The organism is Fibrobacter sp. UWB16 (genome assembly GCF_900215325.1).
Taxonomy (GTDB): domain Bacteria; phylum Fibrobacterota; class Fibrobacteria; order Fibrobacterales; family Fibrobacteraceae; genus Fibrobacter.
Genome location: NZ_OCMS01000003.1, coordinates 254662 through 276970, shown reverse-complemented (window position 1 = coordinate 276970; position 22309 = coordinate 254662). Strand labels below are relative to the sequence as shown.

At 46.9% G+C, this 22309-nt stretch carries 18 protein-coding genes; 3 read left to right on the top strand and 15 right to left on the bottom strand.

The genetic code is table 11. The features are described 5' to 3' along the window. Positions 1 to 123 precede the first annotated feature (123 nt). A complete protein-coding gene (locus tag CRN95_RS10975; RefSeq protein ID WP_097020906.1) occupies positions 124 to 2493 on the top strand; it encodes an RND family transporter in 2370 nt (789 codons plus the stop codon). A gap of 204 nt (positions 2494 to 2697) precedes the next feature. On the opposite strand, the gene CRN95_RS10970 is transcribed toward CRN95_RS10975, so the two are convergent. From CRN95_RS10970 to CRN95_RS10920, 11 genes are all read right to left on the bottom strand, one after another. Then, complete coding sequence (locus CRN95_RS10970) at positions 2698 to 3633, bottom strand: Rpn family recombination-promoting nuclease/putative transposase (protein ID WP_097020905.1); 936 nt, start codon at positions 3631 to 3633, stop codon at positions 2698 to 2700. A gap of 198 nt (positions 3634 to 3831) precedes the next feature. Next, positions 3832 to 4464: a hypothetical protein gene (locus CRN95_RS10965; RefSeq protein WP_097020904.1), complete on the bottom strand. Its 633-nt coding sequence runs from the start codon at positions 4462 to 4464 to the stop codon at positions 3832 to 3834. Next, positions 4461 to 5255, bottom strand: a complete 795-nt coding sequence (locus CRN95_RS10960; RefSeq protein ID WP_159462307.1) for an FRG domain-containing protein — start codon at positions 5253 to 5255, stop codon at positions 4461 to 4463. Before CRN95_RS10960 ends, CRN95_RS10965 begins: the two co-directional genes overlap by 4 nt. 221 nt (positions 5256 to 5476) lie before the next feature. After that, entirely contained in the window at positions 5477 to 7576 is a 2100-nt protein-coding gene (locus CRN95_RS10955) for a heavy metal translocating P-type ATPase (protein WP_097020902.1), read from the bottom strand. A gap of 13 nt (positions 7577 to 7589) precedes the next feature. Beyond that, positions 7590 to 7817 (bottom strand): DUF1490 family protein, encoded by a 228-nt coding sequence (locus CRN95_RS10950; RefSeq protein ID WP_097020901.1) that lies wholly within the window; start codon positions 7815 to 7817, stop codon positions 7590 to 7592. Positions 7818 to 8052: 235 nt separating this feature from the next. After that, entirely contained in the window at positions 8053 to 8481 is a 429-nt protein-coding gene (locus CRN95_RS10945) for a flavodoxin (protein WP_088630481.1), read from the bottom strand. A gap of 29 nt (positions 8482 to 8510) precedes the next feature. After that, entirely contained in the window at positions 8511 to 9071 is a 561-nt protein-coding gene (locus tag CRN95_RS10940) for a DUF3793 family protein (RefSeq protein ID WP_073423859.1), read from the bottom strand. Positions 9072 to 9354: 283 nt separating this feature from the next. Then, positions 9355 to 10473, bottom strand: coding sequence for a hypothetical protein (locus tag CRN95_RS10935; RefSeq protein ID WP_097020900.1), 1119 nt, complete (start codon positions 10471 to 10473; stop codon positions 9355 to 9357). Between the two features lie 282 nt (positions 10474 to 10755). Continuing rightward, on the bottom strand, positions 10756 to 13656 hold the full coding sequence (feoB, locus tag CRN95_RS10930) for a ferrous iron transport protein B (protein WP_097020899.1): 2901 nt from the start codon (positions 13654 to 13656) through the stop codon (positions 10756 to 10758). Next, complete coding sequence (locus CRN95_RS10925; RefSeq protein ID WP_015732083.1) at positions 13656 to 13940, bottom strand: FeoA family protein; 285 nt, start codon at positions 13938 to 13940, stop codon at positions 13656 to 13658. The genes feoB and CRN95_RS10925 overlap by 1 nt, the downstream gene beginning before the upstream one ends. Before the next feature lie 2 nt (positions 13941 to 13942). Further along, positions 13943 to 14377, bottom strand: coding sequence for a metal-dependent transcriptional regulator (locus CRN95_RS10920; protein WP_085491381.1), 435 nt, complete (start codon positions 14375 to 14377; stop codon positions 13943 to 13945). Positions 14378 to 14632: 255 nt separating this feature from the next. Between CRN95_RS10920 and CRN95_RS10915 the strand changes: the two genes are divergently transcribed. Both CRN95_RS10915 and CRN95_RS10910 read left to right on the top strand, forming a co-directional pair. Next, positions 14633 to 15214, top strand: a complete 582-nt coding sequence (locus CRN95_RS10915; protein ID WP_014546335.1) for a xanthine phosphoribosyltransferase — start codon at positions 14633 to 14635, stop codon at positions 15212 to 15214. Positions 15215 to 15249: 35 nt separating this feature from the next. Next, a complete protein-coding gene (locus CRN95_RS10910) occupies positions 15250 to 16569 on the top strand; it encodes a nucleobase:cation symporter-2 family protein (RefSeq protein WP_097020898.1) in 1320 nt (439 codons plus the stop codon). Positions 16570 to 16628: 59 nt separating this feature from the next. On the opposite strand, the gene CRN95_RS10905 is transcribed toward CRN95_RS10910, so the two are convergent. The 4 genes from CRN95_RS10905 to CRN95_RS10885 form a co-directional block, all read right to left on the bottom strand. Continuing rightward, positions 16629 to 17816, bottom strand: a complete 1188-nt coding sequence (locus tag CRN95_RS10905) for a deoxyguanosinetriphosphate triphosphohydrolase family protein (protein WP_235002995.1) — start codon at positions 17814 to 17816, stop codon at positions 16629 to 16631. A 206-nt stretch (positions 17817 to 18022) separates the two neighbouring features. After that, positions 18023 to 18895: an FISUMP domain-containing protein gene (locus CRN95_RS10900; protein ID WP_159462306.1), complete on the bottom strand. Its 873-nt coding sequence runs from the start codon at positions 18893 to 18895 to the stop codon at positions 18023 to 18025. Between the two features lie 715 nt (positions 18896 to 19610). Next, positions 19611 to 20621, bottom strand: coding sequence for a hypothetical protein (locus CRN95_RS10890; RefSeq protein WP_097020894.1), 1011 nt, complete (start codon positions 20619 to 20621; stop codon positions 19611 to 19613). A 22-nt stretch (positions 20622 to 20643) separates the two neighbouring features. Continuing rightward, positions 20644 to 22146 carry a hypothetical protein gene (locus CRN95_RS10885; protein WP_097020893.1) on the bottom strand — a complete coding sequence of 501 codons (1503 nt, stop codon included), beginning with the start codon at positions 22144 to 22146 and terminating at the stop codon, positions 20644 to 20646. Between the last annotated feature and the right edge of the window lie 163 nt (positions 22147 to 22309).

Genomic DNA, 22309 nt, shown 5'->3' with positions numbered 1-22309 from the left:
CAGTTTAGCCTTGTTTAACTTTAAAACCAGATATATATGCATTGCAGTTTTTTCCGCGTCCGAATGGAGTAGAAAAACAAAACTCGTTATGTTATTTTCGGGCAAAATTTTTGGGGAGGAAATATGCAAGTTTCTCGAGTTAATAAAGTTTTCGCCCGTCTGGGGCGTTTTCAAGTCAAATTCCGTTGGCTAATTTTACTCGCAACAATTCTTGTGACTCTCGCCGCATGCCTCGGGCTTCCGCAACTACAAATGACAGCCAGCGAAGAAGAATGGTTCGACGACTGGGACAAAGTCAAAATCGACCAGGCGCACTTCAATGACGTTTTCGGCAGCGATGACGGCTATATGGTGATGGTCCGTGCTAACGATGTTTTTGCGCCCGAAGTTTTAAGCGCCATCGACCGACTTTCAAAACGCCTCGAAAATGAAGTCCCTTACGCTGACCGCGTCGTTTCACTCACGCATAACTTATCCATCCCCATCGCAAATGATGAGGGATTCGAAGTCATCGACCCATTCGAAAGCGGCATCCCGACAGATTCAGCACAACTCGCCGCCAAGAAATCGCTCATCATGAGCCGAGAATCGCTCGTGAACAACATCGTCTCTGACGACGCAAAAGAAACATGGGTTATTCTCTCGTTGAAATCATACGAAGGCGGCGTTGATTTCGGCAAAGACAGCATCGCACCTTTCGCCCGCAACGTCATCCTCTCCGAAGAATTCCAAAGCGATAAATTCCAGTTCTTGCCGACCGGTATGAGCTACACTGAAATGGAAGAAAACGAAGTCATCTCGCGTGAATGCGCTATGCGCATCATCTTCGGCTTCGCCGTCATGCTCGCATGCCTTATTTTATTCGTACGCTCTTTGCGCGGAGTCATCGTCCCTGCCATTGCAACCGTCGGAGGCATCGCATCCGTACTCGGCGTAAACGCTTGGCTCGGTATCGTCGGCGACGAAAGCATGGTCGCGCTCCCCATACTTTTGGGCATGGCACTTTCGGTCGGCTATTCCATCCATTACATCAATTCGTTCCGCATGCATTTTAGGCGCACGGGCAACCGCCGCGAATCCGTCATAAATGCTGTCGAAGAAACTGGCTGGCCGATTCTCTTTACCGTCATTACCACCGTTGCCTCGCTGATTTCGTTCCTGTTCGCAGGCATCCGCCCGATTCGCTGGATTGGCGGTATTTCGGCAGGCATCGTCTTCATGGTCTATCTGTACGTCATCATCTTGATTCCGATTCTTATGAGCTTCGGCAAAAACGCAAAGCCCGACCCGACAGAAGTGAAAGCGGCAGGCGCCACCAAAGCCGATATTCTCTTTGAATTCTTCGGACGCAAAGTTTGCAGGCACAGCGGCATCGTCGCCGCGATTTCAGCCGCCATAATGTTAGCGCAAATCCCTGGCGTGATGAACATTGACGTGAACATGGACTACACAAAAACGATGGGCGAAAAAATTCCGTTCGTCACAAGACTCATGGACATGCTCAGCGGTAAGCTCGGAAGCCTTTACGATTTCAACGTGATGGTTGAATTCAACGACAACGACGCACTGAAAGATCCCGCCAACATGAAACGCATCGAAACGCTAGAACAAAAGCTCGGTACGCTCCAGCTCACAAAAATTTCAGGCGACAAGCCCCGCGTGCAATCCGTAACGCGGCTCGTGAAAGAAATGAACCGCACACTTAACGCCGACAGCACGGAATACTACAAGATTCCTGACGCGCAAGACATGCTTACGCAACTGCTGTTCCTCTACGAGATTTCAGATGCCGATGCACTCTTTGAGCGCATGGACGAAGATTACAAAACAACATTTATCCACATAGAACTTTCCGGATACGATGCCAAGAAAATCGTAGAAGACCTCGATTCCGCAAAATCGTACGCCGTGCAAATTTTCCCGGACGCCAAAACTTCAATCGTCGGTGAAGTCGTAAACTACGCCGAAATGAACGGCAAGCTCGTGAACGGACTATTGCGTTCGTTCGGAGGATCATTCGTGATTATCGCCATCATGATGATTCTCGCATTCGGGAGCATCAAGGCGGGTCTTATCGGCATGATTCCAAACGTCGCCCCCGTACTTTTAATCGGTGGCGTCATGGGCTATTCGGGAATGCCTCTTGACATGATAACGATGATCGTAATGCCGATGATTTTGGGCATCGCCGTTGACGACACTATCCACATGAATAACCACATCAAATACGGTTACGAACGCACCGGCAGCTACAAAAAAGCGCTATTGCTCTCTTACCGCGAAATCGGAAAGACGATGGGCATGACAACATTCATTCTGTGTGCGATGTTCTTCGTGTTCATCTTTAGCCCAATGGGCGCATTGCACAACGTCGGATTACTTTCCATCATTGGCCTTGCCGCCGCCCTCGTTGCCGACTACACGCTCACCACCGCCCTCGTGTACGTCACCAAGCCCTACGGAAAAGAGAAACGCATTAAGCAAGTTCACTAACGCAATGTCATCCCCGACGTCATTCTCGACCCTGGAGTGCGTAGCACGATAGGGGAGGGAATCCATTATTTTTTCAGCAAAGGTGGTATAATACCACCATCACGACTCGATTTTTTAAGAAATTTCGCTAAAAAGGTAGTCTTTCAACTACCTTTTCGCAAACATTTTGAATTTTTACGCTTTCAATTTGAAGAGCACTGGTCTTCACTTTCCACAAATTTGTTCTTCCGTCAGATTAAATCTGCGAACGAGAGTCTCTAAGGGAACCCCATCTTCATAAAGTCCCCTAGCCGTTTTAAGCATTTCTTCTTCAGCTTTTTTCCGTTCTTCGTCCACTTCTTTGCGAGCTTCGGCAAGTCTTTGACGAAACACATCACCGGCACTAACAAAGCCGTATTTTTGTCCAACACTTACAAATGCCATATCCAGCTCCTTGAGAACACCTTCATCAACGTACTCTTTCAAATATATGTTTATTTTTTGCAATAGACAAGACGCCTCATTACGGTGCATTTTTCGCAAGGAATCATGGAATTGAGGCAAGACCTCTAACAGCTTTTCCTTATTGAACGCATACTTCATTGCGACAACGCCCATTCCAGTTGCAACGTCTTCGCATGTCAAACAGTCGCTATCGGGTATATCCGCCATATTCACAAAAGCGCAATGGAAGGGCAATACAGAACCACGAAAATACTCCGGATAATCCTCTTCAAGTCTCTTAAGTGGATTCCAATTTTCCCGTCCATTATAAAAGATAATTGCCATCGTCGGAATTCCGCTAAATGCACGATTCTTATCATAAATCTTCATCACAGAATTGACATAACGAGCAATCTGATCAAGAACATTTGGATCCCGTCCCGATTTATGTTCTAACAGAATTCCAACCAAAATCGGTGCACCTGTCGACACATTCACACGAAACGCCAAATCCGCTTCACCCGTATCGTCAACCTCTGAATACGAATCTGGAATACGGACTAGAGTATCCATATTTATAGCCGATATGAATTCACCAACATCATAATTTACTTTGCCAGCAAGTTCCAACAGATTTCTAAGATGCCCAACATCAGAAAATAGCCAACGGAAAAACGGATCGTGGTTTCGTCTCGTTGCATTATTTTCTTCGCTCATATAATTCCTTTCTCAAGAAGAGAATCAACACAAACACCTGAGTAAAAACTCAGACTTCATTTAGCAAAGGATATAAGAAAGGATATAATTAACGATATAATAAAAAATCAACCGCATTTAATCGGCTGATTTTAATTTATAAAACCAAACAGATTAAAACAAGAGGTCAAAGAGATTTCTGTCCATTTTGCAACGAAATTATTGCATTCCCTCTTTATTGATTTTAGAAACTTCTTTCATAACATTATCAATTTTACAATTTATTTTATCTAGTTCTTCCGATATAAATTCATATAATTCTTTAATTAAAAAACGGTGTATCAAAAAAATTGCGCCAAAAAAACATAGAATTGCAAACACGCCTGCCATCATAAGAGAATAAATCGCCTCTATAGGCTTAGTAGCACGAAAGCTCTCAGGAATAATTATATTATACAGATCTGTCGATGGTCCATAATGAATAAAGTGCAAGAGAAATTCTGGAAATGAGGTTATAGTCCATATTATGGTAGCAACAAAACACATAAAACAAACCGCCAAAAAAGCGAAAATAGGATAACCCACAATAGTTTTAAGGATCTCTTTCATTTCATCCCAAAAAACCTTTCGCGAGCATTTCTCATTCCTTTTTAAATCATATTCTTTAAATTCTACAAAACCACCAATCGCAACAAATATGCCCAAAAGAACAAATATAATACAGCCACAAGCTTTCCAACTCAATATGTCATATTTGCAACTTAGCATAATCCCCATAGATGCAGCAGCCATAAACATACCAAGCAAGCCGCCCAAGAAATAGCCTATTTTTTTCAAGATTGGAAATATCATCCTAACCTCCTTTGTTTTTGAAGAAAGTCAAATTTCATTTTTTTCACAAGCGAATCCTCATCACGATATAAAGTGAAATGATTTATATTCATTTTATTTAGCTCTTGCAAAAGCTCCATTTTAGCAGATGCAACAACTTCAATTTCTAGAACAGAATTTCCTTTTACTGAGGAATCCCGCAAGTTCTGTTCAAGATCAAATGGAACAAACATCCATTTATCAGAGCTAAAACAACATGCTATCAAATATTCAGATTGCTGGGCAATATGCCTCGGATCAGTATCAACATAATGACCGATTCTATGAAATTCTTTATATCCACAAGAAAAAGCATCTATTAAATTACTATTTAAAGCGAAGATTTTTCCATTAGTATTAGCCTTATTCACATTAATAGCATTTTCACACGCAAAAAACAAAGCAATGTATTCCGATTGAGTAAAATCAATTAAAGGCGAAGGAAATCCGTGATGTCTCAAATAAGTTAAATATTCTATTTCCGGAAATTGGTTATAGCTAATAGGATTGTAATCAGAAAAATCAAAATTGTAACCGTTCGGAAATTTAACATTTCGTTTAAAATTTTTTCCATAGGCATTAAATTCTGGTTTATAACAATCAATTGTTTTATAATATTCTTCGAACAGAATATTTAATACTCCCGCACGCTCAAGAGAAGACTGAATAGACCAATCAGCATTTGACTGTCCACGAAAAAGAATCGTTTTTGACAATTCAGAGTTTTTGCGAAACTCATTGACAGCATCAATGTATTCAGAAAGTGATTTCACTAGCACGCACATACGTTTCCTACTCTAATTCAATATGTCAATAGCAATATAGATTCTTTACATCATACTTGCACGTTCAAAGTTCCAAGCAAGGCAAGAATAAACATTCTTCAACAGATAAAACCGTGTAAACGCATAAAAAAAGTATTCCCTAAAACAAAGGGAATACTTAACAAGAGGGAGATTCCCGGTCAAGCCGGGAATGACAAATCCCTTGGCGTTTACTCCACTTTCAGCTTGGTCATGCTTTTTGCGCAAATGCCCATTGTCGATACGTTGTGCAAGAAGGCAGACGTTGTCGGCGAGAGGAGTCCGAGAAAACCGCCTACAAGCAAGCTTGTATTGAAAACAACTATAAAGCGGTAATTTTCGGAGATGCGTTCCATCAGCTTTTGGCTCAAGAGGCGCAGTTCCACGAGGTCTTCGAGATTCTCGCGGCGGAGCGTCACATCGGCAGTTTCGCGGGCAATATCCGAAGCATCGCTCATGGCAACAGAGACATTCGCGGCAGCAAGAGCAGGAGCATCATTAATGCCGTCGCCCACCATAATCACGCGCTTGCCTTCGGCCTTCATGCGTTCCACATAATGGTGCTTGTCTTCTGGCAAGACCTGCGCGAAGAACGTATCGATTTCCAAATGTTCCGCAACGCGTTCTGCAGCATTCAAGCTATCGCCCGTCAGCATCACCACATTCTTGATGCCACTTTCACGCAGTCCGCGAATGGCATCTGCAGCTTCTTCACGCGGAGGGTCGCCAATGCAAATTGCACCCGCCAACTCGCCGCCAATGCCGAGGTAAATCACGGATGCGGCACCCGCCTGTTCGTCAATAATCGCCTGGTTCGCTTCAGAAACATTGACCTTTTCGTCTTCGATGACAAAGTGCTTGCTTCCGATGACCACGCGCTTGCCCTTGAGCGATGTTGCGATACCGTGCGCCACGATGTACTGCACATCGGCATGTTCTTCGGCGTGATTGATATTGCGTTCCATTGCCGCCTTGACAATCGCACGAGCCATGCTATGCGGGAAATGTTCCTCGATGCACGCCGCAATTTTCAAGATTCGCTTTTCGGAATATTCGCCAAACGGAATAATCTTTTCAAGTCGCGGTTCCGCCTTCGTGAGCGTTCCCGTCTTGTCGAACACAATCGTATCGGCAAGAGCAAGTTCTTCCAGGTACTTGCCGCCCTTCACCGTCATGTCCATATCCGCCGCTTCACGCAATGCAGAAATCACGGAAATCGGAGTCGAGAGTTTTATCGCGCAAGAGTAATCCACCATCAAGATGGAAACCGCACGCGAAATATTCTGCGTCAGCAAAAGCGTAAGCCCAAAGCCCAGGAAGCTGAACGGCACAATGCTATCCGCCAAATGTTCCGCACGGCTCTGCACGCTCGCCTTCAAGTCTTCGCTACGGTCGATCAGTTCCACGATTTTCTGAATTTTCGTATTGCTGTTGACCGCATGCACCTTCACGAGAATCGCGCCTTCTTCAAGAACAGTCCCTGCAAAAACGATTCTGCCGGCGGTCTTCATCACCGCCTTGGATTCGCCCGTCATCGTCGATTCGTTCACAAAGGCTTCGCCTTCAATCACGCGACCATCAACAGGAATCATGCTACCGGAACGGATGCGGACCAAGTCATCGACCTGGACGTCCTTCATATCCACCAAAGTATCTACGCCGTCTTTCACGACCCAGACCTTATCTACCTTGACGGCGAGGCTACCTGTCAAAGCCGTGCGCGTACGCGCCTTGGTGTAATCTTCCAGCAAGCCCGAAACACCCAAAAGGAACATGACCGTACCTGCGGATTCATAATTTTTCTGGAGCAGGCTAGCACCAATCGCAGCTCCGTCCAAAACATCGACGGTGAGGTTTCCGCTCATGAGCGTCGAAATTCCGCGAGCCACATAACGCAATCCACGAACCACCGTAATTGCCGTGCGAATCGGAAGCGGTAAAAACCAACGCGACAAATAGCGCCTTGCAATCATTCCCGTGAGGCTTGCTTTAAAGCCATCGTCCAAAGCTTGCAACTGGTATTCCGTTTCACCATCGCATTCAGGCAACTCTTTGGGGTTGAGCGCACTTACAAAATCAAGAATCTGCTTACGGCTCGTCTCGAAATCGCCCGCCTTGGCGGAATATTCAAAAAGGAGGCCACCATTGACGCTACGCACCACAACACTTTTAACGCAAGGCTCACTCAAGCAAGCCTTGTGAATGCGCGCTTCATATTCACGTTCAAAAGCGTACGCCCCAGCACGCAAGCGAAGGCGACCCGGCTTATCGTAAACGATTCTGAATCTCATAAGCTTTCGCTTCTTACTTGTCGAGACCTGCTTCTGCCTTAGCGTCGTTGCAAATGTCGGCAGCCTCGTCCTTCATATCCTGGAAAGCAGCCTTGGCGTCAGCCGTGAACTTCATGCCATGAGCAAGTCCCTGAACAGCAAGTTCGCGTGTTTTCTTTGCCTTGAGCACTTTCTTAGCAACAGCAGAACCCACAGCACCGGCAACAACGAGCCAGAATTTTTCGTTTTTGAACATAGACATATGTTTCTCCTTATTAAAGAAAAATCAGCGGAGCAACTTGCCCGCCTTAAAAAATTAGATACTCTCCCCTCCAATTGCAAATTACGAATAAATTAAATATCTAACTCTCGCAACCCCGCACCGCAGTTGAGTTTCACGAGATTGGCGCTAACATTGTTAGTGATTTTCTAACAATGTTAGACTCTCTAATTTTGTTAGAGAGTCTAACATTTCATGGATCATCGAGACTCAACAATTACGAAAGCGCAAGGACCTTACCGAGTTCACGGCACTTTTCCTTGCCAGCATCATCCGGAGCGCCTTCAATAGCGAGCGGTTCATCAGCAAGCACAAGGCCCGCATTTGCGGCATCTTCTTTCCACGGATTCATCCATTCGCCGCCACCCCAGCCGTAAGAGCCGAAAAGCACGACTTTCTTACCCGAAATCTGAGCCTTCAGCTGATCATAAAGCGGCTGGAATTCGCTATCTTCGAGTTCTTCGGCACCCATTGCCGGGCAGCCCAAAGCAAACTTGTCAAATTCCTGGGCCTTATCGGTAGAAAAAGCAGACGTATTGAAAAGCGTCACATCGGCGCCAGCTTCCTTTGCGCCAGCAACCACTTCATTCGCCATAACTTCGGTGTTACCCGTACCTGTCCAGAAAATAACAGCAATTTTGTTCATTTTATGTTCCTTTTTGTTTTTTCGGTTAATTAACACGCTACAGTCAATTCTTCCAAAGAATCGCCTGATTCAAATCGTTCTCGTAAAATCTTTTGACACTTTTTGTATACTTCAAAAATGTGCATGGAATTCGGCACGTCGTTATAGACCTTCCAGCAGCCAATCAGCTTGTAATTTTTACCGCCGTACGTAATAAAATCTTTCACATCGTCAAGCGGGTAGCCCAAAAACACGCCCACTTCATGCGGAAAGCACACCGAGCGCGTCATGCGAACCTGAAAAAAGTTCAAAAGCGATTCAGCATCAAAGCAACTGTAACCAAAACCTTTCAAAAAATTACGAACTTCGCAAGAGCATCCCAAATTCTGTAAAGCGCTATTCCGGTAGACATAAATAAAATAACGTCCACAGCGTTCAGCAATAACGCGAGCAATAACGCCCTTAGGGTTCAAGGCCTGATTCCAACGCGCAAGGATATTGCAAAGCAAAACACCATCAGCAACATCAACACAAAAGAGATTGCCCAACTTGTGCCCCGCAAGTGTCGGGGCACATTGTCGAACCAAGCAGGAATCAAGGTTTCTATCCATGAACAACCTAAGTATTTAGTATAAAGTCAAAAATCCCGCCGTTAGCCTTCGCCACGGCGGGATAACCTATCTAGCATATATGAGGTAACGAAATCTATATGCTAGCCGAGCTTCTATGGCAATAGTCTCTGGGATATATTTTAGAATTTTTCATTCTCTAACTCAACTCCAAATAGACTCAAAACAATCCCTAAAGTTAGATTAATCTAATAAAATTTGTCTATACAAAAATCCCGCCACGACATTCATCGAGGCGGGGGTTTTTCATCCTATGGCAAAAAGTTTAGAATGCGAATACAGTTTCAAGACCGAAGCCAAGACCTGTATCATCACCAGCGTTGTCACCGACCGGGATGTTGAACATGGCAAAGCCAGTCACTTCAAGGCCTTCAACCGGAGTGAAGTAAGCGCGGAGACCAACGTTGAACATTTCGAGTTCGGCATCCTTCACGATAGAATTTGTATGGTATTCCAACGGGAGACCAAGAGCGATGGCATCGTTAATCTTCACACCCGGTTCACCATAGACAAAGAAGTATTCCGGGATTTCTTCGCCATGAACGGTCGGAGTCTTTTTGTCAAATGCAGCGTAGAACACAGTTGCCTTGACATTGAACGTGCCGAGATCCAAAGACGGTTCACCGAGAATAGCGTGTGTAGCCTTCGGAACCTTTTCGTCAAGAGCATCAACATGCAAGCCATAAACAGCATGCAAAGCAAATGCGCCAAACTTCAGATTTGCATCAAGGCCGGCATGCAATTCATTGTGCTTAGCTTCCTGATAAGACTTGTAATCAAAGAACGGACGCAGCACATGTTCGCCAAGGCCGAGTTCGTAAGCAAGGTGGAGGTCGTATGCATAGCCGACGCATTCACCACTTTCTTCGTCACAAGCCGTGTTATCGTTATCACCGCGAACAAAACCGAGACCAAAAACAAGGCCGTTATAGTCGATTTCGAAACCGCGGATATCATGTTCCGCCATACCGGCGGCGTTATCGGCCGGATCATCGTAACCGTAATAGTTCAGGAAAGCGCCTTCCGAGAAGGTCAAGTCACCGAACTTCACGGCAAACTTATCGCTATGCGTATACTGGACAAAGGCTCCATTGTAAACGGCACCCGGATCCGTCGTCGGACCATCAGCTTCCAACTGTACAGATGCAGACCACTTTTCATTAAATTTAACATCAACGTTCAAGTCAAAAGTAGAAGCGTAGCTGTGGCTCTTATAATCTTCATTAATCACATCGCCCGTGTACGCGTCAAATTCCACTTCACCAGAGAACTTGACTTCCGGGCCCTTAGATGCAGCTTCTGCTTCCTGAGCGAATGCCGGAATGGCAAGGATAGATGCAGCAGCAAGGCCAAACAAAAGGTTGGATGTTAAACGAGTTTTCATTTTGTCTCTCCTATGACGGATTCTTTTGATTTTTTGTAACACTCCGTCAAGCGTTTTACATTTTGTGTTACAAAACTCTAGGCTTTTCGCCCTTTTTACTCTTCTTAAAGCAAAGAGCGTGCCAATTATTTTTCAGTTCGTTCCATTCAGAATCATTTTTTTCTGCGCCCATTGTTAGTTTCTCCCATCTTTGTTAGTTTAGTCTAATTAAGAGCGTTTAATTAAGGGCTGGCAGGTTTCGGGCCTACCAGCCCTTAATAATGATTCTTGACTCAAATGCAATTAGTCTTCGAAACGCCCTTTCTTATTTGCGCTCATACCAAAGAGCTTAAGGAACACGAATGTTGCCACAAGCACGATGATCGAGCTTACAATCCAGAACACGTTGCCACCAACCGGAACCTGGTAGAGGAGCACCGCGACAGCCCAAGCGAGGATTGTCTGCACCACAGCCATCAGCACACCGAGCCCAAGGCCGATTTCGCGAACCACGACACCCATCGCAGCAAGACACGGCACATAGAGCAAGATGAAGATGAGGAATGCAAACACCTGCCAGTTAAATCCATCGACCGGGTTTCCGTTCTTGTCCGGGTTGTGGAAGTAAGAGCGGAGGTTGGCATAGATGTCAGCCGTTTCGCTCAAGTCGCCTTCTTCGAGAGCGCCGATTTCATCTTCGCTCAGCGTGAGACCAGCGGCAGCGAGCTTTGCAAAGACTTCTTCGCGAGCCTTGTCGGCACCTTCATCTTCGCTGAAGGTTTCGATAGAAGCGTATTCTTCGCAAGTAATCGCTTTTGCATCAAGAATCTTATCAAGCGTGACCTTCTTGAGTTCTGCGGCATTCTGCGCTTCGAGTTCACCAGATGTTCCGAGAATGTCCGTGAGAGAGCCGAAGACCTCACTCAAGTTTTCCGGAATCGTGCCAAGGGCTTCCTTGAATGCACCGAGAATATCCGGAGCACCACCTTCTTCCTCTTCTTCGGCAGGGCATTCGTCCACGCCTGCGATAAGGGGCTTTTCTTCAGCGGTGGCAGGTTCAGCAGCAGCACTGTCTGCGACAACTGCGCTATCAGCGACTGCGGAATCAGCAACAGCGACTTCACTGGATCCTTCGCTCTGCTCAGGATGACGAGCGTCAGCACTATCGGCAACTGCGACCGGTTCTGCAGCAGGCGCCGGGGCTTCAGCCACCTTTTCAACAGCAGCGGGTTCGGCAGCCTTCGGAGCTTCAGCAGCATCGCCAGGGCCTGCCATAGAGTACAGCGAGTTCATCGTACCAATCACAGCTTCCTTAGCAAGGAGGCCAGTGAAGAGCGACACAGATGCAGGCCAGTTGTTGGATTCAACACCGAATGGTTCAAAAACCGGGGTAATTGCCTTACCGATTACAGAAAGCAAGCTGTTTTCGGAATCACCGTTACCCGCCGTAAATTCGCTTTCCGTCTGGACCTTGGATTCGTCAATCACGACACCTTCGGGGAGCGGGACTTCCTTTTCGTCCTGCACCATGGCGTAGCCTTCTTCGCTCTTCACGATTTCGGTCTTTTCGCCATTGATTTCGGTGTAGAGTTTGTCCACAAAGCCAAAGCTGTTGAGGAAGCCAAGTATTGCAACGGCAATCGTAATCACCTTACCGGCACGGATAACGTAATCGCGCAAACGGAGCCAGGAGTGGATCATGAGCGACTTGAACTTCGGTAAGTGATAAGGCGGCAGCTCCATGACAAAGTTGCTAGCCTCACCCACAAACAAGGAGCGGCGAAGAATCAAGCCGTACACGATCGCAAAGAGAACGCCCGCGAGGTAGAGGGCAAACACGACCGTCCCTGCCTGCGTTCCAAAGAATGCTGCCGCAAACAGCGCATACACCGGGAGGCGAGCGCCGCAGCTCATGAACGGCACGAGGAAAATCGTGAGGAAACGTTCACGTTTGGATTCGAGCACGCGAGAGCCCATAATGCCCGGCACGCCACAACCAAAACCAACCATCATCGGCACGAATGCACGACCCGGGAGTCCGAGGAATCGCATAAAGCGGTCCGCCACAAAAGCGGCACGTGCCATGTAACCCGAGTCTTCCAAGAAAGAAAGGCAGAGGAACATGAAGAAGATGACCGGGATGAACGTCGACACAGTCTGGATACCAGCACCGATACCGTCGGCGAGGATTGCAGACACAAAGCCCGGCGCATGGAACACATCCGTGAGCAAGTAGCCAAGGCCATCCACAAAGATAGCGCCAAACAGCACGTCAAAGAAATCAATGAACGCAGAACCGATCGTCACTGCAACCCAGAAGACCAGGTACATGACCAAGAGGAAAATCGGGAGCGAAGCCCAACGGTTCAAAAGCACGGAGTCAAGCTTATCGGACCAGGTTCTCTTGGAACGGTTCGAAAGAATCGTCTTACCTGCAATTTCGTGAGCCAAACTGTAGCGTGAATCCGCCATCGCAAATTCGCTTTCTTCGCCGAGAATCTGCGTGACTTCGGCCTTGTTAATCTGCACCTTGGCTTCGGCAAACTTGTCCGCATAGCTCTTTTCGTTGCCCAAGTACATGAGCGAAACCCAGCGGGCATCCGCATCCAAAAGCTTTGCAACCGGCTCGACCTTCGGCTCCAAATACTTGACAGCAGCTTCAACCTTCTCGCCGTAATCAATCGCCTTGGGCGTCATCTTCTTGCCCGCAACAACATGCGCCATTTCGCTGATGAAGTTCGTGATGCTTCTTTCGTTCACGGCAGAAAGCGGAATCACCGGCACACCGAAACGTTCAGCGAGGATATCCAAATCCAAATGCAAGCCGCGCTTTTCTGCGATGTCGATCATGTTCGCCGCAATCACCATCGGGATCTGCATATCGACAAGCTGAGAAGTCAAGAACAAGTTACGTTCAATGTTCGAGGCATCAATGATATTGACAATGAGGTCCGCTTCGCGAGTGAGCAAGTAGTCCACAGCGGCGCGTTCGTCTTCGGCATTCGCGAAAAGCGCATAAGTACCCGGCAAGTCCACCACGCGGATATGCTGGTTACCGAGTTCAAAAAAGCCTTCCTTCTTTTCGACAGTCACGCCCGGCCAGTTACCAACACTCTGGCGAGCACCCGTAAGGGCATTAAAAAGAGCCGTTTTACCGCAGTTCGGGTTACCGGCAATTGCAATAGTAAAAAGCTTCGGAGCCATTAGACCCTCTTCAATTTAAGAACGTTCGCTTCTTGTCTGCGAAGCGACAAACGATACGACAAAACACTCACCTCAATCGGATCCCCGAGAGGCGCAATCTGCAAGACTTCAAGCGTTACACCACGGACAAGTCCCATCGACAAAAGCTTGGACTTGTAGCGGGCATCGCCCTCATTGTAGCCGACAATTTCAACCTTGTCGCCCTTCTTGAGATCCGAAAATTTCGGTTCCAAATCCCATTTTTTAGTTTGCGACTTGCCGCCGCAACCACAATTACAACCCATTGTTATTTTCCTTTTTTTGCCTTTAATGCATTCGCCTTTTTCGCAACGACACCTTCATTTCCTTTTTTCATGAAGTCTTCGATTATCGAAAGGGTTTCAGCCGAAAGAATATGTTCCATGCTGCAGGCGTCCTTATCTGCAATTGCTTCGGAAACGCCGAGACGGATTAAAAAGCCCTTCAAAAGAATATGGCGGTTCAGCACATCGGCAGCCGCCTTACGCCCTTCTTCGGTGAGTTCCACACCGCTATAGGGTTCCTGAGTCACAAGGCCCAGCTTTTTAAGTTCAAGAATCGCTTTTGCCACAGAAGGCATCTTCACAGAAAGGGCGGCGGCAATATCCTTGACACGGGCAATCCCGTTTGCCAAGCGAAGCATATGCACCATTTCCAGATAGTCTTCGAGGCTCTGGCTGAGCTTTACGTGATTGTTTTCCATATTTGATGATCCTTTAAACGTTAACGTCGCCTAATTTTATTAGACAAGACTAAAATTAGTAAGCCAAGGCTAATTAGTCAAGGCTAAACTTTTATACTTTTTTACTATTACCCTAGCAAAAGCCCCGCTATAACGGGCGTAAATCCTTATCTTTTACATATATATGGAGAATTTGACCATTTCTAAGGAAATTTGGGCATACCCTTATTAATATGCGGTCTTTGCAAAAAATTTGCCTTTTGCTAGATTTCATGCATGAACTTCCTTGAGCAAAAAATCCTTGCCGATGGTGTAGTCAAACCCGGCAACGTCCTTAAAGTTGACAGTTTCTTAAACCACCAAATTGACATCCGCCTGATGCAAAAAATCGGCGAAGAGTTCAAACGCCGTTTTGCCGACGTCCAATTCAATAAGGTGCTCACCATCGAGGCAAGCGGTATAGCCATCGCGGCATTCATCGCCTACCTGAACGACGTGCCCGTGGTATTCGCCAAGAAGGGCCAGACCGTCAACAGCACCGATGACAAATACGTTGCCAAGGCATATTCCTTCACGCACAAAAAGTTCAACGACATTTTCGTTTCGCGCCCGTACCTCAAGCCGACCGACAAAATTCTCATTGTGGACGATTTCCTCGCCGACGGTGAAGCCAGCAAGGCGCTCATCGACCTCGTGAAACAAGCAGGCGCCGAACTCGTCGGTGTCGGCATCGCCATCGAAAAGGGCATGCAGCCCGGTGGAGCAAAGCTCCGCGCCGCAGGCGTCCGCCTCGAATCCATCGCCATCGTCGATAGCATGGACCCCGAAACTGGATTCATCAAGTTCCGCGAACAGTAACTAAATTGCCGCAGGCAAAGCATTCAAGGTAAAGCATGAAGACTTCGGACAACATCTACCAGCTCGACGGACGCGTTCCGCTTTTACAGGCAATTCCATTCGGCTTGCAGCACGTGCTCGCCATGTTCGTAAGTAACATTACGCCGATCATCATCCTTGCAAACGTCGTCGGGATTGAAAAAGGCCTCACCGCCTCGCTTATCCAGAACTGCATGATTATCGCAAGCATCGGCACGCTCATCCAGCTCTACCCTGTCTGGAAAATCGGCTCCCGCCTCCCCATCGTCATGGGCATCAGTTTCACATTCCTCTCCGTCTCCATTTCCATCGGAGTATCGCAAGGCATGGGAACGCTCATGGGCGCCGTCATCGTTGGCGGTATTGTCGAAGGACTTCTCGGCCTCTGCGCCAAATACTGGCTCAAGCTCATCCCGCACATCGTCGCGGCCACCGTCGTGACCTCCATCGGATTCTCGCTTTTGCCCATCGGCGCCAATTCATTCGCAGGCGGCCAAGGAGCCGCTGACTTCGGCTCTGCACAGAACTGGATTGTCGGAAGCGTCACGCTCCTCACCTGCTTACTCACGCAAGTTTTCGCCAAGGGATTCCTCCGTTCGCTCTCCGTGCTCGTCGGCCTTATTGTCGGTTACATTCTCGCACTCTGCATGGGCATGGTCGATTTCTCGGGCATCACAAACAACGGCTTTTTCGCACTCCCCAAGTTCCTCCCGTTTACCCCGGAATTTAACTTGGGCGCCATCCTCTCCGTCATCGCCATCTATCTCGTGTCCGCCACGGAAACCGTCGGTGACTCCAGCGCCCTTTGCAGCGGGGCCCTCAAGCGCCAGATCCACAAAGTCGAAATGGGAGGCGCCATCAGCTGCGACGGCTTTGTTAGCTCCATTTCCGGACTCTTCGGCTGCACCCCGATTACATCCTTCAGCCAGAACGTCGGCCTCGCCTCGCTCTCTGGCGTCGTGAACCGCTTCGCCATCGCAACAAGCGCAGGCATCATGCTCCTCGGCGGCCTCTTCCCGCCCGTAGGGACCCTCCTCACGACCATCCCGCAAGCCGTTCTCGGCGGCTGCACCATCATGATGTTTGGCTCCATCCTCTTCGCAGGATTCGGCATGATTTCGAAAAGCGGTTTCTCGCAACGCAACATGATTATCGTTAGCTTGTCCTTAAGCACCGGGCTTGGATTCACATCCGCATCGCAGATGTTCAAAATCTTCCCGCAGATTATCCAGACCATCTTCGCCGAAAACTGCGTCGCTGTGGTATTTATCCTCGCCGTAGTATTGAATTTGGTATTGCCTAAGGACAAGGAAGAAAAAGCAGCAGAAGCGAAATAACCATTAAACAAATTTTAATTAAAAACCCAGCCAAGCCGGCTGGGTATTTTTTTTGCACATTACTTTTCCCCAAAGCTCACGCCGAACGACTTGGGCATCACAATTTCCTTGTAGGCGTTCATCAGGTAGTCATCGGTCATTCCAGAGACGTAATCGGCGACAATGCGCGGGAGGGGTGTCGTTTCTTTGTACTTTTCGCCTAGCGATTCACACCAGTGATTGATTCCTGTCGCCTTTTTCACGCCAGACTGGAGTTCATCAAGGCATTCTTCCAAGACAGTCCGGAACATCATCTTGATTTTTTCATCCTGGGTTGACTTTTTCGGATTCAAATAGATGTTTTTGTAGTTCCAGTTTTTCAGCTGATTAAGCGCATCAAAAACTTCCGGCGAAAAGACGAGAGTTTCTTTGTCTAGACTATTGTTGACAAGGTCTGTAATAAGCGTGTTGACGATTTCGCTATTTTTGCTACCGAGAACTTTCGTAATTTCTTGGGGGATGTCTTCGCGCTTCACTAGTTTCAAGATGATGGCATCTTCGATGTCGCGGCCAACGTACGCAATCACGTCCGAGATTCGCATGACACATCCTTCCAATGTCATCGGGACCATCTCTTTCGATTTCAGCGTTCCGCTTAAGCTGTTTCTGTATTCTTCCAGCAGTTTTTCTGGAGTCTTGCTACGGTTGCAGCCGTATTCATTTTTCAGGATTTCGCCGTTGTGGCAGATGATTCCGTCGAGCACTTGTGCGGTAAGGTTCAGCCCTTTGCCGTGCGCTTCAAGGTCATGAAACAGCCTAAAGCTTTGAACGTTGTGTTCAAAAATTCCTTCACCGCGCTCTTGCAAAAACTTCGAGACAATCCTTTCGCCATCGTGTCCAAAAGGCGTATGACCCACATCGTGACCTAGCGAAATCGCCTCAATCAAGTCTTCGTTCAGATTCAAAAAGCGCCCAATGGTCCTTGCAATTTTTGCGACCAGTTGCACGTGCAGCACTCGGTGCGTGATGTGGTCATTTTCAACAAGGTAAAACGCCTGAGTCTTGTCAATGTATCGGCTATAGCAATAGGAATGGATAATCTTGTCTGCATCGCGGGAAAAGTTCGGACGGATATCTTCTTGCGCTTCGTGATAGCGAACCGCAGCCGCAGACTTGCAGGCATATTCAGCAAGCGATCTTTCCTTTTCCATCAAGCGGGATTCAATTTGTTTCTTGACCGAGGCGTTCCATTCCATAAAAAGTTCCATTAGATGACAATCATTTTCCGTTTCACAAAATATATAAAAACAGCAAAAAGAAAGCCCTGAAGGTGGACTTCAGAGCTTTTTCTAATATTTAAAGGGCGGTGCCCGCTCGGTGGCGGGCATGACAACAACTATTTAACCACGATGTTCACGAGCTTGCCCGGATTTAGGGCTCAACGACGGAGATCGAGCTTTCTGCAGCGGAACTACTATTCCTCGCAATAGGGATTATCCGGCTCGGCGCACGGATCCTGGGGAATCGTCTGGTAGCAGCGAACAGCCGCGCCTACGGTCTTCTCCACCATAAAATTGATGTTCCTGCCGAAATCAATGCCGTAATCACCTGACTTTGAATATAGGGAGCCACGTCCTCCCGTGTCCTTGCCTCCGCCCTGTACAGACCAGTAGTAGAAATTTTCGCCAACTTCCTTAAACTCGCCATCTTCATAATAGCCGCCAGGCAAGGCCGTAAAGCCCAACTCGTTCGTGCAGCCTTCATACCTCCAGCCTTTCTGAGCACAGTATTCAACAGGCTGAAGCCGCCAAACATATTCACTCCAAATCCATTTATCGGCATACATGAACCATCCATCAGGACAAAGCCCCTGATACTCTACGTTCATGGCCATCCCTTTTTTGCCAGTAAATTCTTCATAGTTGTATTTGGGATCCACATTCATGGCTGCCGCCCAAGTATAGAAGCGTCCATACTTGGAACAGGAATCCAGATTGTTGAGAGGGCACCAGGAACTTCCCAACAAATTCGGATTGGCAACAGAATCCGCATAGTTCAGGTTTTCGGCCATGAACCGGATGTAGCCATCGAGCTCAACGTACTTGTACACGTGCCCATCGCGCTCGTCGGTAAACTCACCGTAGGAAAGCGCCGGATTCAGGTAATCCCACGCTAAGTGTTTCTCGACATAAGGGGCTGAACTAGAACTTTCGACAGAAGAAGATGTTGCCGAAGAACTCCGAATAGAAGAGCTGCTCTGCTCAGACGAAGACTCAATTATTTCAGAACTGGAAGATTCCGGCACAATCGGTGACGAACTGGAATCATCTCCACAAGCGACAAGCACATCCCAAACAAAGTAAATACAAAAGTTTATGCATTAAAACCTCCTTGTGCGCATAATATATAATTTGTACGGCTGCAACATTCCCCCTCCAATTTCAATTTTGCTTATTCTTGACCATCAGGACAAGTAAAGATTAATCGACCTGTTCAAAAAAATAGACCGCAGCGATTAAGCTACGATCTGAATTTCTATAGATCCCCTCCCGCGCCAGCGAACAAGTCCATGATATTCCACTTTGCCATTATCAATCTCTCAAAAGATAGACACAGTAATCAAGTCCGAAATCTAACAAAAAAAAGCTCATTCGTTTTTTGACGGTTCCAGACTCCGCATTATTTTCGCGCTAAATAATCTAGAAAATCCGCAACAGTTCCGATTGACAGATTATGACAGTTGGAGAGTGTATATTAAAAAAAGAACGAATACATTCCATTCATCTTTCTGACTTTTCAGAAAAAATCTTCTTTTATTTTCTTGCATTGTTCTTCATTAATCTTATAGAACTCCTCCTTTGAGCAGTAGCTCGAAAAGAAGCGTTCGTACATTAATTCAACATTGCAAATTTCGGGACGACTATTGTACACCTTGCACAAATTGTCGTCGCCAAGATTAACACAAACACCGTCGCCCCTGTCAAAGTCCGCTAGGGCGGGAACTTTTTTCAGGGAACGGCAGCATAGGCCACAGCAATCGCATTTAAAGTGTTCTGACGGCATTAGTCCATGTCATCATCGTCGTAATCAGCTTCGGCAATGATTTCAGACTGAGGAGTCAGTTTTCCATCCTGAGTCAAGACGGGTGTATCCAAAATACTCTTGACAGATTTTGCCAAAGCTGCCGCGGCGGCCAGCGACTTTTTTTCGTCGTCACTAAAACTACGGAAATCTGCTGTACCGGTACTATCTTCGTAGCGTGCAATAATGCGTTCAATAGTCCTATTAGCGGACATCAGGCGACTCCTCAATTTATTGAGAATACCCGAAATGGTATCGCTTCTCATTTTGATGCACAAGTATGTGGAACAGAGGGTTCTGCACTGTTCTACATATTGTTCGGACTTTGCACGGTTGGCTCGCGCATTTTCCAATTTTTCTTCAGCCTTGGCGTTCATGACAAAACCCATAACGGCAAGAGCCGGCCCTAAAGCGACGCTTCCAAGAACCATCTTGCCGCCAACAACTCCAAGGCCACCTACAGACAAAGCTCCACCACCAAGGGACGCGAGAGTCGCTTTGGTAGCTGCAGCTCCAGACAAGTTACTAATCAGAGCCCCTGTTGTAGCAGTGACGCCAAAGGTGGATGTCACCCCATAAGCGCCAAGCGCGACAAGAGCGCCTGTGGCAACGCCACCAACGGCACCATTAGCGACACTTTCTGCCAGAGATCCCATCGTTTGCATTTCGACAAGTTCTTCTTTAGAAAGCAATTTGGAAAGTTCGTCAAGCCCTACACTATTGCGTTCGTCGATATTTTTGACTTTTTTGAAGGCTCGGACGAATTGAGCTATTCCGTTATTCAAAATATCGAATTTAGTGGATCCCAACTTTTCCAAAGACTTTTGACATTCTACGCGACGTCTTTCTGCATCCTCTTTTGCGCATTCACGTTCGTAATGAGCACGGCTATCTATACTTTCGGCACATTTGCTCGTTTCATGAGCATCGTAAGCTTTTTTGACTCCGACAAGCCCTGCGACGATGCCGCCAACAATTAATGGTATAGGCATATTTTACTCCTTATTGAGTTCGTTAGAGAATAAAGGGTTCGTCTGATTCCATCAAACGGTTAAATTCTTTACAGTTGCTGAATTGCGTTTGGCCTCCCATTGCATGGGTGATTTGGTTCGCTCCGCAAATAAATGCATCGACATCATTCACTTGCAGTGCATTGTCCATAGCATCGAGAGCCGTCTTGAAAACATTTGTTTTTTCGTCAACCCACGCTAGCGTGTTATGTTCAAATTCTTCTCGGAACGCCTTCATTGCTTGGATTTGCTCTCGACATTCTAGCTCGATTTGAATACGGCGTTCTCTTGCGATTTTGGGAGCCTTTAACGCGTCTTTGATGACTGTAACGCTGATAGTTGACAATGTATAGACGGTTCGCGCAATAAATACAGCTTGACCAACGGGAGTCAAGTTTGCTAAAGCAAGCGTAGCACTAGTAGCAAGTTGCTTCATACAATCCACGCCGGAGATACTTCCGTTGTAGTAGTTATAAAAAGCCGAAGCGGCATCGACTACGAAACCTGCTATTTCTGTGGGGGCCTTGGCATTTTTTAACAGCTTGGGAAGTTCACTTTTGTAATGCTGAACACCGCCTTCGATAAGCGTTGCCCCGCTTGCTACAGCGTATGAGCGAACAGCCGATGTTGCGGACTTGGCGGCAACTTCTTTGAGAGCTTCGTCAATGGGTTTACCTTTGAGCACAGCATCCAGATTGCCGACGATAGCCATGCCGCCGCCGATAAGTACACCAGACATCGCGGCTCCCTTACCCGCCTCATGAGCAGTCCCGAGCATGGATTTTGCAGTATATCGTTTTGGATTAGTCCGGGCTAATAGGGCATCTTCGTTTGTAGTTTCGCTAGCATAAGTGTTGTGGCGGATGGTCTCGTATTTTTTAAGCTGGGCTTTTTTCAAGGCGATTAAATCCGGACTTGCCTTTTGCGCGTTCAGCGTCTTAATTTCTTGTTTCAAGCCATTGATTTTCGAATCTGCCCTTTCTTTAAATTCTGCGTAAAAGTCTTTGGGAATTTTGACAGGAGTTCCACTCGCGTAATACTTTTCATGCTTTGCACTACATAGTTTATCAAATGTTTCACCGCCGTTTTTACCAATAAATTTCATCTGGACGCCGGTACCTGCGACTTCTTTCCATGAGCCATCGGACATTTGCACCGCATCAACGGTATCAACCAACTGGTCATTAGTTTTGCCAAGATCATCCATGCGAAAATTGCGGACCTTCTCGCCGTTGATAATCCGCTGTTTGTTGATCTTTGTCGTTTCGATAACTTCTGCCGAAAAACCTGCTTGCTGTTTTATAATTTTCTCGCGAAGCGTTTCGTCCACATTTTTTTCAAACTTACTCTCAGAGATACTCTTTAGACTACGCTTGCATTGCTCGACATATCCTCCTTTGCCATCGTATGCCGCTAAATCGAGTGCAGCGGCACTCCCATAACGAGAAACACGATCATACAAAGCTCTATTCGCCGCAGAATTAGCCAATTTTTCATCGAAATTCATCGTTTTCTCCATCTTTTACTTCACTTAGAAGGCACGAGCAAAAAAATCACCCTTTAAAATAACACAAAACAAGCGAAATGTTCAAAAAAGATTACGAAAAGTACATTTTTTCGCAAAAAATGGCATTCATAAGGGTTAGACGCAAACCAAGCTAAGGAAACGC

Excerpts from the sequence above, each read along its gene's own strand:
- CRN95_RS10975 (WP_097020906.1), top strand. The coding sequence starts at position 124 with ATGCAAGTTTCTCGAGTTAATAAAGTTTTCGCCCGTCTGGGGCGTTTT.
- CRN95_RS10970 (WP_097020905.1), bottom strand. The coding sequence starts at position 3,633 with ATGAGCGAAGAAAATAATGCAACGAGACGAAACCACGATCCGTTTTTC.
- CRN95_RS10965 (WP_097020904.1), bottom strand. The coding sequence starts at position 4,464 with ATGATATTTCCAATCTTGAAAAAAATAGGCTATTTCTTGGGCGGCTTG.
- CRN95_RS10955 (WP_097020902.1), bottom strand. The coding sequence starts at position 7,576 with ATGAGATTCAGAATCGTTTACGATAAGCCGGGTCGCCTTCGCTTGCGT.
- CRN95_RS10950 (WP_097020901.1), bottom strand. The coding sequence starts at position 7,817 with ATGTCTATGTTCAAAAACGAAAAATTCTGGCTCGTTGTTGCCGGTGCT.
- CRN95_RS10945 (WP_088630481.1), bottom strand. The coding sequence starts at position 8,481 with ATGAACAAAATTGCTGTTATTTTCTGGACAGGTACGGGTAACACCGAA.
- CRN95_RS10940 (WP_073423859.1), bottom strand. The coding sequence starts at position 9,071 with ATGGATAGAAACCTTGATTCCTGCTTGGTTCGACAATGTGCCCCGACA.
- CRN95_RS10935 (WP_097020900.1), bottom strand. The coding sequence starts at position 10,473 with ATGAAAACTCGTTTAACATCCAACCTTTTGTTTGGCCTTGCTGCTGCA.
- feoB (WP_097020899.1), bottom strand. The coding sequence starts at position 13,656 with ATGGCTCCGAAGCTTTTTACTATTGCAATTGCCGGTAACCCGAACTGC.
- CRN95_RS10925 (WP_015732083.1), bottom strand. The coding sequence starts at position 13,940 with ATGGGTTGTAATTGTGGTTGCGGCGGCAAGTCGCAAACTAAAAAATGG.
- CRN95_RS10920 (WP_085491381.1), bottom strand. The coding sequence starts at position 14,377 with ATGGAAAACAATCACGTAAAGCTCAGCCAGAGCCTCGAAGACTATCTG.
- CRN95_RS10915 (WP_014546335.1), top strand. The coding sequence starts at position 14,633 with ATGAACTTCCTTGAGCAAAAAATCCTTGCCGATGGTGTAGTCAAACCC.
- CRN95_RS10910 (WP_097020898.1), top strand. The coding sequence starts at position 15,250 with ATGAAGACTTCGGACAACATCTACCAGCTCGACGGACGCGTTCCGCTT.
- CRN95_RS10905 (WP_235002995.1), bottom strand. The coding sequence starts at position 17,816 with ATGGAACTTTTTATGGAATGGAACGCCTCGGTCAAGAAACAAATTGAA.
- CRN95_RS10890 (WP_097020894.1), bottom strand. The coding sequence starts at position 20,621 with ATGCCTATACCATTAATTGTTGGCGGCATCGTCGCAGGGCTTGTCGGA.
- CRN95_RS10885 (WP_097020893.1), bottom strand. The coding sequence starts at position 22,146 with ATGAATTTCGATGAAAAATTGGCTAATTCTGCGGCGAATAGAGCTTTG.